The sequence below is a fragment of the Variovorax sp. RTB1 genome, from assembly GCF_035018765.1.
In the GTDB taxonomy this organism is placed as follows: Bacteria; Pseudomonadota; Gammaproteobacteria; order Burkholderiales; family Burkholderiaceae_C; genus Variovorax.
The window spans coordinates 35,688-50,215 of record NZ_JASJXG010000025.1 but is presented as its reverse complement, the minus strand read 5'-3'; the positions used below and the strand labels follow the sequence as shown (position 1 = coordinate 50,215).

The 14,528-nt window shown below is 65.5% G+C and carries 12 protein-coding genes; 7 read left to right on the top strand and 5 right to left on the bottom strand.

Annotated features, from left to right (window positions below):
- Positions 1 to 28: 28 nt before the first annotated feature.
- Positions 29 to 1,765 (bottom strand): response regulator, encoded by a 1,737-nt coding sequence (locus QN397_RS16115; RefSeq protein WP_323498388.1) that lies wholly within the window; start codon positions 1,763 to 1,765, stop codon positions 29 to 31.
- 2 nt (positions 1,766 to 1,767) lie between these two features.
- Positions 1,768 to 3,285 carry an ATPase domain-containing protein gene (locus QN397_RS16110; protein ID WP_323498387.1) on the bottom strand — a complete coding sequence of 506 codons (1,518 nt, stop codon included), beginning with the start codon at positions 3,283 to 3,285 and terminating at the stop codon, positions 1,768 to 1,770.
- A 107-nt stretch (positions 3,286 to 3,392) separates the two neighbouring features.
- Here QN397_RS16110 and QN397_RS16105 point away from each other — a divergent pair, with 107 nt between their 5' ends.
- The gene (locus tag QN397_RS16105; protein WP_323498386.1) at positions 3,393 to 4,031 is read left to right on the top strand and encodes a YbhB/YbcL family Raf kinase inhibitor-like protein; all 639 of its coding nucleotides are present in this window, start codon (positions 3,393 to 3,395) and stop codon (positions 4,029 to 4,031) included.
- 45 nt (positions 4,032 to 4,076) lie between these two features.
- On the opposite strand, the gene QN397_RS16100 is transcribed toward QN397_RS16105, so the two are convergent.
- Both QN397_RS16100 and QN397_RS16095 read right to left on the bottom strand, forming a co-directional pair.
- Positions 4,077 to 4,898: a substrate-binding domain-containing protein gene (locus QN397_RS16100; protein ID WP_323498385.1), complete on the bottom strand. Its 822-nt coding sequence runs from the start codon at positions 4,896 to 4,898 to the stop codon at positions 4,077 to 4,079.
- Complete coding sequence (locus tag QN397_RS16095; RefSeq protein ID WP_323498384.1) at positions 4,895 to 5,746, bottom strand: creatininase family protein; 852 nt, start codon at positions 5,744 to 5,746, stop codon at positions 4,895 to 4,897. The genes QN397_RS16100 and QN397_RS16095 overlap by 4 nt, the downstream gene beginning before the upstream one ends.
- 33 nt (positions 5,747 to 5,779) lie before the next feature.
- On the opposite strand from QN397_RS16095, the gene QN397_RS16090 reads away from it, so the two are divergent.
- Positions 5,780 to 6,577, top strand: a complete 798-nt coding sequence (locus QN397_RS16090) for an SDR family oxidoreductase (protein WP_323498383.1) — start codon at positions 5,780 to 5,782, stop codon at positions 6,575 to 6,577.
- Between the two features lie 58 nt (positions 6,578 to 6,635).
- A complete protein-coding gene (locus QN397_RS16085; RefSeq protein WP_323498382.1) occupies positions 6,636 to 7,646 on the top strand; it encodes a zinc-binding alcohol dehydrogenase family protein in 1,011 nt (336 codons plus the stop codon).
- A gap of 33 nt (positions 7,647 to 7,679) precedes the next feature.
- On the opposite strand, the gene QN397_RS16080 is transcribed toward QN397_RS16085, so the two are convergent.
- Positions 7,680 to 9,038: a PQQ-dependent sugar dehydrogenase gene (locus QN397_RS16080; protein ID WP_416352213.1), complete on the bottom strand. Its 1,359-nt coding sequence runs from the start codon at positions 9,036 to 9,038 to the stop codon at positions 7,680 to 7,682.
- 127 nt (positions 9,039 to 9,165) lie between these two features.
- Between QN397_RS16080 and QN397_RS16075 the strand changes: the two genes are divergently transcribed.
- The 4 genes from QN397_RS16075 to QN397_RS16060 all read left to right on the top strand — a co-directional run bounded on the left by QN397_RS16075 (position 9,166) and on the right by QN397_RS16060 (position 14,525).
- Entirely contained in the window at positions 9,166 to 9,984 is an 819-nt protein-coding gene (locus tag QN397_RS16075) for an alanyl-tRNA editing protein (protein ID WP_323498381.1), read from the top strand.
- Positions 9,981 to 12,263 carry a protein-disulfide reductase DsbD family protein gene (locus QN397_RS16070; protein WP_323498380.1) on the top strand — a complete coding sequence of 761 codons (2,283 nt, stop codon included), beginning with the start codon at positions 9,981 to 9,983 and terminating at the stop codon, positions 12,261 to 12,263. The genes QN397_RS16075 and QN397_RS16070 overlap by 4 nt, the downstream gene beginning before the upstream one ends.
- 246 nt (positions 12,264 to 12,509) lie before the next feature.
- Complete coding sequence (locus QN397_RS16065; protein ID WP_323498410.1) at positions 12,510 to 13,112, top strand: redoxin domain-containing protein; 603 nt, start codon at positions 12,510 to 12,512, stop codon at positions 13,110 to 13,112.
- A gap of 114 nt (positions 13,113 to 13,226) precedes the next feature.
- On the top strand, positions 13,227 to 14,525 hold the full coding sequence (locus QN397_RS16060; protein ID WP_323501419.1) for an MFS transporter: 1,299 nt from the start codon (positions 13,227 to 13,229) through the stop codon (positions 14,523 to 14,525).
- The last annotated feature ends 3 nt before the right edge of the window (positions 14,526 to 14,528 follow it).

Here is a 14,528-nt window from a genome sequence, read left to right as displayed (position 1 = left end):
CCCGATGATAGAGCGACCAAGCTGACGGCTAACTGTGTTCTGTCGGTGCGACGAGCGCAGGCTGCAGCGCCTTTGACACGGCTGTTGCGAGTGTCGAAATATCGAAAGGCTTGATCAGGATCGACTGCGTACCGAGCACACGTCCGACCTCGGCCATGTCGGCATAGCCGGTCGCCAGGATCACCGGAATATCGCCTGCCTGCTCGCGCGCCCTGGCGATCACTTCGGCGCCATTCATGCCGGGCATGGCGTAGTCGACGATCAGCAAATCCTGCGGCGCAGCCCCGAGCGCGGCCAGTCCACTGGCACCGCCAGCCGCTTCGCTCACCGCGTAACCCAGCATCGTCAGACTGTCGACGATGGCGCGGCGAACCTCGGCGTCGTCTTCGATCACCAGCACCCTCTGCCGCTCGGCGGCGACGTCCGGCGTCGGTATCGCAGCGTTCGAGGCCCCGGCTTGGACCCGATCGTTCGACGCCGGAAAGCGCATCTCGACCACGGTGCCGCGACCTTCCTCGCTGCGCACCGTGGCAATGCCGCCCGACTGCTGCGCGAAGCCATAGACCTGGCTCAGCCCCAGGCCCGTGCCGCTGCCTACTGGCTTGGTCGTGAAGAACGGGTCGAACACCTTGGTCAACAGATGAGGAGGAATGCCAGCGCCGGTGTCGACCACCGACACGGCGACATAGGGACCGGGCTTCAACAAGGCGCCCACAGGATCAGCGCCATGCCCGGCGTCTCGGCCGTCCGCACTAGAAGCCATGTGGGCCACAGATGCGCAGATGGTCAGGGCGCCACCGCCCGGCATGGCGTCGCGCGCATTGACCGCCAGATTGAGCACGGCCATTTCCAGCTGATTGGCGTCGAGCACGGCCCAGACGGGTTCGTCGGCCAGCTGCAGTTCGACGTTGACGGACGGCCCGACCGATACCGCGACCAGTTCGCGTAACCCTTCCAGCAGCGCATTGACGTCGGTCAGCCGCGGCAACAGCGACTGGTTGCGAGCGAAGGAAAGCAGTTGCCCGGTCAGCTTGGCGCCGCGTCCGACCGCACCCTTCGCGCGCGCCGCGATGCCCAGCACCTTGTCGTCCTTGGCGACACGCGACACCATGTCGAGGTTCATGTTGACCACGTGCAGCAGGTTGTTGAAGTCGTGCGCGATGCCGCCCGTGAGCCGACCGATCGCCTCCATCTTCTGCACCTGGATCAACGCGGCCTGGGCCCGCTCCCGTTCAGCGATCTCAGCCATCAGGCGGTCGTTGGCGCCGGCCAGCTCGCGGGTGCGCGACACGATGCGTTCCTCGAGCGCGCCGTTCAGCCGTTCGACTTCGGCACGCGTGTCCTGCAGTTGCTGCAGGTTGAGCCGCGTCGCGTATTGGCGGCGACGCGCACGCACTGCGGCGTCGGCAGCTCGCGCTAGAGTTTCGGAATGCACTGGCCGCTCCAATACGAACACGTTGCCGAGTTTCTGCAGCAGCGCAAGCGCCCTTCGCGAACGACCATTGGCATCGCGCGAAGCCAACACGATAAAAGGAAAATCGGACCAGCTGGGCTGCGCGGTGAGCCAGGCGCTCAACGGCATCTCCGGCACTTGCAGCAAAGACTCTTCGGTCAGGATCGCGGTCGCCGCGCCTTCATCGAGATTGGTCAGCATTTCCTCGGCCGACTCGCACACCAACGCCACCAGATCGCGACCGGCCAGAACCTTTTGAACCACCGCGGCATCGCGTCCGCGCGGCGTATGAATCAGTACGCGCCCTTCCATGCTCAGGCGGCGGCAACCATCGCGTCGCCGAGCAAACGGACACCACCTCTGTAAGACGGCACGCCCGACAGAACGCCCTCGAAATCGGTCAAGGCAGGCCCCACTTCGACGCCCGCATCGCCCAGCCTGAACTCGCGAATCGTCAGCTCGTGCCGGTTCGTCCGGCTCTTGACCACCGACACCGCCTTCAAGAGCTGCCCGCGCGCCTCGAAAAAACGGAACAGCACGATGGCGTCCGACAAATAGCTGAGGTCGAGGTCGCTGCGCACGTCGCCGACGATGCCATGCTGCCCGAGCACCAGCAAAGTAACGATGCCCTGCTGATTCAAGAAGTTGAGCAGCTCGTGCATCTGCAGCAGCAGGAACTTGGCACCCGGCATGGCTTGCAGGTACGCATTGAGACTGTCGATCACTACGGTGCAGGCGCCGCGTTTTTGCACTGCATTGCGAACCATGTTGGTGAACTGCCCCGGTGATACCTCGGCCGGGTCGAGCGCGAAGACCTCGAGCTGACCGTTGTCGAGGTAGTTGCGAATCGGCAGATTCAGCGAGTCGCAGCGCTGCAGCAAGGTGCCCATCCCTTCGTCGAACAGGTAGTAAGAAGCGCGCTCGCCACGTTGCAATGCGGCGAGCACGCAAGACATGGCGGTCGTCGTCTTGCCCACGCCCGACGGACCAATGAACAACGTATTGCTGCCACGCGCCAGGCCACCGCCGAGCAACGCATCGAATGCGGTGGTTCCCGTGCAGACCGATGACGCCTCGAACTCCGTCCTGTGTTCAGAGGCGATGAGACGCGGAAATACTTCAAGGCCACCGGTGTCCAAGCTCACGTCGTGGTCGCCACCGCGGTACTTCACGCCACGCATCTTCACGATGCGCAAATGGCGCCGTACCGGGCCGTAGTCTCCGCTGGCCTGATCCAGCCCCAGCACACCATGGGCGATGCTGTGCAATTGCAGGTCGCCACCCGAAGCCGTCATGTCGTCGAGGAGCAGCACCGTGCATTCGCGCGCGGCGAAAAAATGCTTGAGCGCCAGAATCTGACGGCGGTAGCGCAACGGGTCTTGCGCCAGCAAACGCATCTCGGAAAGACTGTCGAAGACGACACGGCTGGGCGTCAACCGCTGGACCGCTGACATGACTCCGCGCGTCGTTTCCCCGAGTTCGACTTCGGACGAATAGAGAATCGACTGCTCGGCCGACGGACTCAGGCCCTCTTCAGTCACGAGCTCAAAAACCTCGATGCCTTCGAGCGACCAGCCGTGCGAAGCGGCGACGATGCCGAGCTCGGTCGCGGTCTCCGAAAGGGTCACGTACAAACCGCGCTCGCCGCGCTCGCGACCGTCCAGAAGAAATTGCAGGCCGAGGGTGGTCTTGCCAGCGCCCGGCGTTCCTTCGAGCAGGTAAAGATGGCCCCGCGGCAGGCCGCCGCCGAGCACGCTGTCGAGTCCGGCAATGCCGGTAGAAGCGCGCGGCTGCGCCGGGAAAGATGCGGGAGACGAGGGCGGGGTGCGCATGGAGAATGACGTGTTCGTTTCGAAAACATTCTGGTGGCAACCTTGTGCTGCGCATGTCATGCACCGTCCTACAACCCGCGCCGGACAGGCGCGCTATACCTCGTCCCATGCTTGAAAAATTACCCGACGTCATCGGTCACGCATTGCACGATGTGCGTGCCGGCCTCGACCAACTCGTGTTCAACACGCTCGGCCTGCGCAGCGGCCTCGCGGCGATCGAAGTCTCGAGCCTCGCCTTCGTCGATCACGCACCCATTCCCGATCGCTACACGGCCGACGGCATCGGCCACTCGCCCCCGCTGCAATGGGCCAAGGTTCCGGCCGATGTCGCGAGCCTGGTGCTGCTGGTGGAAGACGCCGACTCGCCGACGCCCAACCCGCTGGTGCATGCGATCGTGGTCGATCTGCCACCGCAGGACGGCGGCATCGCCGAAGGCGCACTCGCGAGTTCGGAGCACGACGGCGCTGGCCTGCACACCGGTCGCAACTCTTATCTGCAGTCGGCCTGGTTGCCACCCGATCCGCCACCCGGTCACGGCGTGCATCGCTATGCATTTCAAATCTTCGCGTTGAAGCCCGGCGAGGCGTTTTCCGAAACACCGGGGCGCGATGAGATCGTGGATGCGCTGCGTGCGAGAGCCGTGGCGAGCGGATTGCTGATCGGCACCTGCGAGCGGCCTGACGGCTCGGTCAAGGTTGGCAAGACCGAATCCGTGCCTTTCGGGATGACGCCAGCCGCCGGCTGATCAGAGGCCAGTGAAGGATGAGCGGCGACCGATAGACCGATAACGTCAGGGCGCCAACATGCCTTTGGAACGAATGACGTCGGCCGCGCCCGCACCGGTCATGCGCGACATGAAGGCTTGCGCGGTGGCCGCATGCATCGACGCCGCACCGACCCCGCCGGCATAGCTGGTGTAGTTCTGGATTTCTTCAGGCAGTGGACCGACCAGCGTGACGCCGGCTACCGGCAGGATCTCGCTGATCTGCTGGATCGCCAGATCGGCCTCGCCTGTCACGAGCTTGGCCGCAGAGTACCCACCCTGCACGAGCACCGCCTTGGCCGCGACCTGCGAGCCGATGCCGAGCCGATCGAACAAGCCTTGCAGGTAGATGCCGCTCGAGCCCCCCGCTGCCGGGTCGATGTACGCGACAGCGCGGGCGTTCAGAACCGTCTGCTTGAACTGTTCGACCGTGCGGATCTCCGGCAACAACGAGCCCGCCTTCACACCCACGCCAGCGCCGACTTTTGCCAGGGTCGCAACGCTGGACGGCACGACCTTTCCTGTCTCGGCGTATCGCGCGAGTGCCGCCGGCGTGATGACCACCACGTCGAATGCCTCACCGCCATCGACACGCTTTTGCAGGGCGCCGGCGGTGCCATCGGCAACTTCGACCTTGTTGCCGGTTTCAGCTTCGAAGGCGGGCACGAAGGCCAGCACCACTTGCTTGAAGGCGCCCGATGTCAGCACCTTGATCGTGTCGGCGAAAGCAGCCGGCGTGAAGGCCAGCGACGTTGTACAAGCAAGGCCTCCAAGCACGCGCGCGACCGATCTGAAGGCCACCCCCGTTGTTGCCTTTGCCTTTGCCCTTGCCTCTGTTTTCATCTTCATACCGGGTCCTTTCCCAAAATCGACAAGGGCAAGCGTGCCACTTCGGCGAGCAGCAGCGCGAGTTGTCGCGCAGCAGCTTCAACCACCGCGCGCCCCTTCACCGCCGTCGCCGCAAGCGCGTTGCCAGCCGCGCCCTGCGCGTTGTAATCCTGCATGGCCCAGCCCAGCTTGGCGCTCTTGCCGTTGCCCAAAATGGCGTAGTCCGCGGCGCGCTGCTGCGATGCGGACGCGAAGTCTTCTGCCGCCTGCATGCGGACGAGTTCAGGATGCAGCGTCAGCACCATCGAGGTCTCGATGTCGCCGGCATGCACGCCGAAGCGATGCTCGTCGGCACCGAACTGCGTGCCTGCGTCGCCCAGCGGCAAATTGAACCAGCTCACGCTGTAGACGATGAGGTCGTGCGCCTCGCGCAGCTCGCGCGCCACGACGTCCATCGCGCCGACATGCCCGCCGTGGGCGTTGAAGAGCACTAGCTTCTTGATGCCGGCACGGGCCACGCCGGCGCCGATCTCTTTCCACATCCGGATGAGCGTTTCGGCCGACAGCGTCAGCGTGCCGGCAAAGCGCGCGTGCTCCGGGCTCAGGCCGATCGCCTGCGTCGGCAGCACCAGCACCGATGCATCGGGCAGCAACAACGGGAGCATCGCGGCGACGATGCCATCGGCCAGTCGCGTGTCGACACCCAGCGGCAGATGCGGCCCGTGCTGCTCGGTCGCGCCGAGCGGCAGCACCGCGACGGTGCGGGTCGCGTCGAGCGCCGCGAAGTCGCGCGTCGTCAGGTCGGCCCAGAAGCGATTTGACGCGATAGCGCTGGGGGCACTGGGGGCACTGGCGTTGGATGCGGTCATGCAGCAATCTTAGAGCGGTGTTTCAATGGCGGCATGGACCTCCAACTCGAACACCAGCACATCCTCATCACCGGCGGCAGCAAAGGCATCGGCTTGGCTTGCGCGCTCGGTTTTCTGCGCGAAGGCGCGCGCGTCAGCCTGGTCTCGCGTGACCAGGCGAATCTCGATCAAGCTAAGCGCACGCTCCTTGAGCAACTCCCCGACGCCGCCAGCCGCGTGGCGCTGTATGCCGCCGATCTCAAGCTGCCCTCCGAGGCGATCGAGGCGCTTGATGCAGCCGAAGGCAACTTCGGCCCGGTCGACGTGTTGGTGAACTCTGCCGGTGCCGCCAAGCGCACGCCGCCGGATCTGCTAGACGCCATGGTCTGGCATGAAGCGATGGAAGCCAAGTACTTCACCACCATCCACATGATCGATCCGGTGGTCAAGCGCATGGGCCAGCGAGGTCGTGGCGCCATCGTCAACGTCGTCGGCGCCGGCGGCAAGGTCGCGAGCCCCGTCCACATGCCGGGCGGCGCGGCCAACGCGGCGCTCATGCTGGTCAGCGCCGGCATGGCTGTCGCCTACGCGCCGCGGGGCGTACGCGTGAATGCGGTGAACCCCGGCCTCACGCTCACCACCCGGCTGCAGGAAGGCCTGGCCGTCGACGCCAAGGCGCAAGGCATCGACATGGACGAGGCGCTGAAGCGCGCCACTGCGCGGTTGCCGCTCGGCCGCATCGCCACGCCGGAAGAAATCGCCAACGCGGTGGTGTTTCTGGCATCGTCGAAAGCCAGCTACATCACCGGCGCGATCCTGGCGATGGACGGGGCCGTGACGCCGATGGTGTGATCCCGCAAGCACCGACAACAACCGATCGATACCGATCGAAAGCAAGAAAGAACGATTCATGAAAGCTGTCGGCTACCGCCACGCATTGCCCATCGACGATCCTGCGGCGCTCGAAGACTTCGAGCTGTCCGCGCCCAGCCCCGGCCCGCGCGACCTGCTGGTGCGCGTGAAAGCGATCTCGGTCAACCCGGTCGACACCAAGGTGCGCAAGAACGCCGCGCCCGAGCCCGGCCAGACCAAGGTACTGGGCTGGGATGTGGTCGGCCTCGTCGAGGCGATCGGCGCCGAGGTGAAGAACTTCAAGGTCGGCGACCGCGTGTACTACGCCGGCTCGATCACGCGGCCGGGGGCCAACAGCGAGCTCCACGCAGTCGACGAGCGCATCGTGGCAAAGGCACCGACGAGCCTGGACGATGCGCAAGCGGCCGCGCTGCCGTTGACCACGATCACTGCCTACGAACTCCTGTTCGATCGGCTCGGCGTACCGAAGGGCGGCGGCGCCGGACAGACGCTGCTGATCGTCGGCGGTGCCGGTGGCGTCGGCTCGATCCTCATTCAGCTGGCCCGCCAGCTCACGCAGTTGAAGGTCATTGCCACCGCGTCGCGCGCGGAGACACGCCGGTGGTGCCTGGACCTCGGCGCGCATGCGGTCATCGACCATTCCAGGCCACTTGCAACCGAGCTCAGGGCCGGTGGCTTCGGCGAGGTCGACATGGTCGCCAGCCTCACGCAGACGGTGCAGCACTACGCGCAGATCATCGAGAGCTTGAAGCCGCAAGGCAGCATCGCGGTGATCGACGACATGCCGATGCTGGACGCGATGCCGCTCAAGACCAAGTGCCTGTCACTGCATTGGGAAATGATGTTCGCGCGCTCTCGTTTCGAGACGCCCGACATGGACGAGCAGGGCAAGCTGCTGGCCGAAGTCGCAGCGCTGGTCGACGCTGGCAAGGTCCGCACGACTGTCAACGCCAATCTCGGCACCATCAACGCGGCCAACTTGATAAAGGCACATGCGCTGGTCGAGAGCGGCAAGGCACAGGGGAAGGTCGTGCTGCAGGGGTTCTAGCCCAGACCTCTAGCTCGGCTCGGCCCGGCGCTCTTACCTGGCCTTCGACACCCGCCAGACAGCGTTACCCACGTCGTCTGCCACCAGCAGCGCACCCGACTTGTCCAGCGCGACGCCGACCGGTCTGCCTTGCGCCTTCTCGTCGGCAGTCAAAAAACCGGTGAGCACATCGACCGGCGCGCCACTAGGGCGGCCGCCGATGAAGGGCACAAACACCACTTTGTAGCCCGACAGCGGCTTGCGGTTCCACGAGCCGTGCTCGCCGATGAACACGCCATTGGCGAAATCGCCCGGCATGCCACGCGCGCTGGAGAAGGTCATGCCGAGCGGCGCCACGTGGGAACCGAGCGCGAAGTCGGGCGGGATCGCCTTGGCCACCATGTCGGGTCGCTGCGGCGAGACGCGCACATCGACATGGCCCCCGTAGTAGCTCCACGGCCATCCATAGAAAGCGCCGTCCTTGACGGAGGTGAGATAGTCGGGAACCAGGTCGCTGCCGATCTCGTCTCGCTCGTTGACCACGGTCCACAGCACTTGGGTGTCGGGCTCGAAACCCATGCCGTTCGGATTGCGCAGGCCGCTCGCGAAGAGTCGCTTGGCGCCGCTCTTGACATCGACTTCCCATATGGCGGCTCGGCCTTCTTCGGCCGGGATGCCGTTCTCGCCGATGTTGCTGTTGGAGCCGACCGTCACATAGAGCTTGGTGCCGTCGCGGTTGGCGATGACGTTCTTGGTCCAGTGGTGGTTGATGCCAGCCGGCAGGTCGGTCACCAGCGTGGGCGCTGCGGTGATCTTGGTCTGGCCTTCGGTATAGGGCACCTTTATCAACGCATCGGCGTTGGCGATGAAGAGTTCGTTGCCGACCAGCACCATGCCGTAGGGCGAGGTGAGGTTCTGCAGGAAGATTTCCTTGACCTCCGCCACACCGTCGTTGTTAGTGTCACGCAGCAGCGTAATACGGTTGGCGCTGGGCGTGCCGGCGCCTGCACGCTTCATGACCATGCCCATGATCTTTTGCCTGATCTGCGCGAAGAGGCCGTCGCCGCCGTCCTTCGGCTCGTTCGGCTTCGGGGGCTTGTTGCTTTCGGCCACCAGCACGTCGCCGTTCGGCAGCACGTAGACCCAGCGCGGATGGTCGAGCCCGCGCGCCAGGGCCGTCACCGCGAACCCGCTGGCGGGCGTCGGCCCGGCGGTGTCGGTCCAGCCGACGGCGGGAGCGATGTTGACGGTGGGAATCAGCGTCGGGTTGGGGGCGGCCAGCTGGGGTGTGGGGCCGGTCGTGCGTTCTGGCGGCAGCTTGGCGGTTTCACTGCAAGCGGCGAGCAGCACTGCAGTGGCGACGGCCATGACGGTCAGCACCTCGGCGGGCCGGCGCGTCGTAAATCGGTTCATTCGGAATTCTCCTTGCACGTCCATCGGACGTCCGAGTAGCTTGCTCGACTCACAGGCGAACGCTGTCGGCGACAGGCGCTTTCTGCCGTGAGCGCACCCCTTTGGCGCATCGCCGCTACCATGCCGCATGACCGAAGACCTGTTCCGCACCGACGCCTACCTGCGCGAATGTGAAGCCCGTATCGTGCGCGTCGTCGAGGCGGGCATCGTGCTGGACCGCACGGTGTTCTACCCGCTTGGCGGCGGTCAGGCCGGGGACAGTGGCGTTTTGACGCTGGCCGATGGGCGCGAAATGGTCATCGTCGACACCCGCAAGACGAAAGATGCCGACGGCAAGCCGACCGCCGAGATCGTTCATTTGCCGGCGCCCAATCAGGCTGACGATGCCGTTTTGCTCGCCACGCTGCAGCCGGGCGATCGCGTCATGGCTCGCATCGACTGGGAACGCCGCCATCGACTCATGCGCTTTCACACCGCCACCCATCTGCTGTGCCATCTGGTGCCGCAACCGGTCAACGGCTGCTCGATCACGCCCGACTACGCGCGGCTCGACTTTCATATGACCGAGCCGCTCGACAAGGACGCGCTGACCGCCGGCCTCGCACGGCTCGTGGCCGCAGCGCATCCGCTGGCGGTGGGCGCCATCACGGATGCCGAGCTTGATGCCAACCCGGCGCTGATCAAGAGCATGAGCGTGCAGCCGCCGCGTGGCAGCGGCACGGTGCGCACGATCCGCATCGGGCGCACTGGCAACGGCGAGGAGGAAAGCGAGCAGATCGACTTCCAGCCCTGCGGCGGCACGCATGTTGCAAACACGTCGGAGATCGGCACCGTGGTGGTGACGAAGATAGAGAAGAAAAGCGCTAACAGCCGACGGGTCATCCTCGGTTGGGCCGCGCCGGCCGGAACTAACTCGATCACTCCCCGCTCCGACATTCCGGCATGAACCCTTCCGCACCGCTTCTTCCCGCTCGACCGACGCCCGGCGTGGGAGGATCGTTCCGGACGTTGTTCAATGACGCGTCCAAAGCGGCTCGCAGCAGCGCTACGGCGGCTCTCGTTTCCGTAGCAACCGTGCTGTCGTTCAGCTTTCCAGCCCACGCCCAGCTGTCGCCCAAGACCAGCGCCGTCGTCACCACCTCGCACGTGCGCGCCGAACTCATTGCCTATGCGCCCGATGGCGTGGCGCCTGGCGCCCCAGTATGGGTCGGCCTCCAGATCGCCCACCAGCCGGAATGGCACACCTACTGGAAGAACGCTGGCGATTCCGGCTTGCCCACCGAGCTGGCGCTGACGCTGCCACCCGGCATCACCGCGGGCGACATTGCCTGGCCGGTGCCCGAAAAGATCGCGGTCGGGACGCTGGCCAACTACGGCTATGAAGGCACGGTAGTGTTGCCGGTGCCGCTCATGGTCGCGCCTGACTTCAAGCCCGCCACCTCGCTGACTGGTAGCCCCGACATCGACATCCGGCTCAAGGCGTCGTGGCTGGTGTGCCGGCAGGAATGCATTCCCGAGCAGGGCGATTTTTCTCTCAAGCTTCCGGTTCAGGGCTCGACCGCGCTCGACAAGGCCGGCTTCGATGCGGCGCTGGCAGCGCAGCCGGTCGCGCTCGCCCGGCCCGGCACGATCGAGGTGCAGGGCAAGACGCTCAAGGTGCGCCTCGACGGCCTGCCCGCCGCGGTGCAGGGCAAGACGCTCGGCTTCTTCCCCGAAACCGGCGACGTGATCCATACCGCGGCGATTCCGGGCAAGGACTGGACGCAGGCTTGGGACGGCGCGGCGTGGACCGCCACCATCCCGTTGGCCGACCAGCGCAGCGCCCGCCCGACCGTCATGCCCGTGGTGGTGACACTGGCAGTGTCGGACCGCCAGCCCGGCCAGCCCATCGCATGGCGTGCCGAAGCGCCCGTCTCCGGCATCTGGCCGACCTCCGCACCGCGCGCAGAAGTCTCGCCGGCCCTGCAATCCGCGCTGGCTGCCAACGCGGCTGCGGTCTTGGCTGCGACCCCGACCTCAGCCACCGCTGGCAGCTTCATCGCCGCCCTCTTCGGTGCCTTCATCGGCGGCCTGCTGCTCAACCTGATGCCGTGCGTGTTCCCCGTGCTGGCGATCAAGGTGCTGGGTTTCGCACGCCAGGCTGGCGACAAGCGCGGCCACCGCAGCGCCAGCGTCGCCTACACGGCCGGCGTGATGTTGTCGTTCCTGGCGCTGGGCGGTGCGATGCTGATGTTGCGTGCCGCCGGCGAACAAATGGGTTGGGGCTTTCAGTTGCAGTCGCCGGTGGTCGTGGCGGTGCTGGCCGGCCTCTTCACGATGATCGGGCTCAACCTGGTCGGAGTCTTCCAGTTCGGCATCCTGGTGCCGCATTCGCTATGCGCCGCGCAGGTAAGGCACCCGGTCGCCAACGACTTCTTGTCGGGAATCCTGGCCGTCGTCATCGCCTCGCCCTGCACGGCGCCGTTCATGGGCGCCTCGCTCGGCTTCGCCATCGCGCTGCCGGCTGCGCAGGCGCTGATGCTGTTTGCCGCACTCGGCTTCGGGCTTGCGTTGCCGTACCTGGCAGCGGGCTTTATCCCGGCGGTCGCACGGCTGCTGCCAAAGCCGGGCGCCTGGATGGAAACACTGCGGCATGTCATGGCGTTTCCGATGTTCGCCACCGTCGCCTGGCTGGTGTGGGTGCTCGGCCAGCAAAGCGGCATCGACGGTGCTGGCGCGTTGCTCGGGCTGCTGGTGTGCCTCTCTGCCCTCGCCTGGTCGTTCACGCTGCGCGGCCGCACTCGCATGCTCGTCTCGGGCTTGCTGGTGGTGTGCAGCGCGGCGGTGGTGGTCGCCATCGGCGGCAACATCGTGCGCACGGTCGAACCGGCTGTCGCTGCGAGCGGCGCGCGCTGGCAACCGTGGTCGGCGGCGCGCGTGGCCGAACTCAATGCCGAAGGCCGGCCGGTGTTCGTCGACTTCACTGCGGCGTGGTGCGTCACCTGCCAGTACAACAAGAAGGCGACGTTGAACAACGCCGCTGTGCTGGCTGATTTCGAGGCGCGCAACGTGGCGCTGCTGCGCGCCGACTGGACCCGCCAGGATCCGACGATCACCGCCGCCCTGACGGCGCTGGGCCGCAGCGGCGTACCGGTCTATGTGCTTCACGTCGCAGGTAAAGCGCCGGTCGTCATGACGGAAATCCTCAGCGCAGAAGAGGTCCGGGCCGCGCTCGCAGCGCTGTAAGACTCGGGCGGCTACGGGTTGTCACACCGGCGTTAGAAAAGCGGCCTAAGCTGTCGTCGGTGTTAGATTTTTCACTGTCAGGAGTCCAAGTTGGCACAGCCATCTCCTTCCCAAACTGAATCCAGCAAATCCAACGAGTCTCGCGGATCAGCGACGCCCTCGTCTTCTCCATCCCGCACCCGCCGTGTCGCGCAGACCGCACGCAACGCCCGTGCCGCACTCGACCGCGCCTCGCGCCGCGCCGTCATGGCGGCGGCTGTGGCGCTTGGCGCCACCTTCTTGGTTGGCACCACTGCCTTCGCAGCGCCGTCCGTCGGCCAGCAGGCGCCCGACTTCATCGCCGTCGACACCCGCGGTCAGCAGCACAAGCTTTCGGACTTCGCCGGCAAGTTCGTGGTGCTCGAATGGACCAACCCTGGCTGCCCTTTCGTTCGCAAGCACTACGGCAGCGGCAACATGGCCGCCACCCAAAAGTCCGCAACGTCCAAGGGCGTGGTCTGGCTGTCCATCAACTCGACCGAACGCGCCGCCAGCGACTACCTGAAGCCGGCCGAGCTCGACAGCTGGATGAAAGAGCAAGGTGCCGCGCCGAGCGCTGTGCTGATGGACGAAGACGGTGCCATCGGCCAGGCTTACGGTGCGCGCACCACGCCGCACATCTCCATCATCGACCCCACGGGGATGCTGGTCTACGCAGGCGCCATCGACAGCATCGCATCGTCTCGGCTCGATGACGTCAAGACCGCGACCAACTACGTGAACCAGGCATTGGGCGAAGCCTTCGGCGGCAAGCCGATTTCGGCTGCAACGACGCGCGCCTACGGGAACTCGGTCCGGTACAAAGCCTAGCCGGTCCAGGCCTGAACGCAGGCGCGGACCAAAGCTGACCAATCAAGTCAGCCTCCGGTCAAGTGTGGTGAGCTCGCTTCGCGAGTTGCCGGCCAACGACTTGAGACGCTGACCATGACACCAGGGACGACTTCCATCGCTTCCTCCTCGAAATTCGCCACCGTCCTGCGCGTGACTGGCGGTAATTTCATGGAGATGTTCGACTTCTTTCTGTTCGGCTTCTATGCCACGCAGATCTCGAAGGCGTTCTTTCCGACCGGCAACGAGTTCGCATCCTTGATGCTGACTTTCATGACCTTCGGCGCGGGCTTTTTGATGCGCCCGCTCGGTGCCATTTTTCTCGGCGCCTACGTCGACCGGGTCGGACGGCGCAAGGGCCTGATCGTCACGCTGGCGCTGATGGCGGTCGGCACCCTGCTCATCGCCTGCGCGCCGGGCTACGCGACCATCGGCCTGGCCGCGCCCGTTTTGGTGCTGATCGGCCGTTTGCTGCAAGGCTTTTCGGCCGGCGTGGACCTGGGCGGCGTGTCGGTGTATCTGTCTGAAATGGCGACGCCTGGCCACAAGGGCTTCTACGTTGCGTGGCAATCGGCCAGCCAGCAGGTGGCGATCGTCGTCGCGGCGGCGCTGGGCTACTGGCTCAACGTGACCTTCACCCAGGTCGAAGTCACCGACTTCTACTGGCGCATTCCGTTTTTCGTCGGTTGCCTGATCGTGCCGGTGCTGTTTTTCCTGCGCCGCTCGCTGCAGGAAACCGAAGAGTTCATGGCGCGCAAGCATCGGCCGGATGCGCGGGAAATTTTCCAGTCGATGGTCGCCAACTGGGGCCTGGTGGTCGCCGGAATGATGCTGGTGTCGATGACGACGGTGAGCTTCTATCTCATCACCGTGTACACGCCGACCTTCGGCAAGGCGGTGCTGCACCTGAGTACGACCGATGCGCTGATCGTCACGCTGTGCGTGGCGATTTCGAACTTCATCTGGTTGCCGGTGATGGGCGCAGTGTCGGACCGCGTGGGCCGCAAGCCGCTGCTGATCATCTTCACGGTGCTGGCGATCTTCACCGCGTACCCCTCGCTGAAATGGCTGGTCGGTTCGCCAAGCTTTATTCACATGCTCGAAGTCGAACTGTGGCTGTCGTTCCTGTACGCCAGCTACAACGGTGCGATGGTGGTGGCGCTCACCGAGGTGATGCCGGTCAACGTGCGCACCGCCGGCTTCTCGCTGGCATACAGCCTGGCGACGGCCATCTTCGGCGGCTTCACACCGGCCATCGCGACCGGTCTGATCGAGATGACGGGCGACAAGGGCGCTCCCGGTTTGTGGATGACGGCGGCTGCGATTTGCGGGCTGATCGCCACGCTGGTGCTGTACCGGCGGCAAGCGCCGCGGCCTTACGGCGTGCCGGCCTGAGCT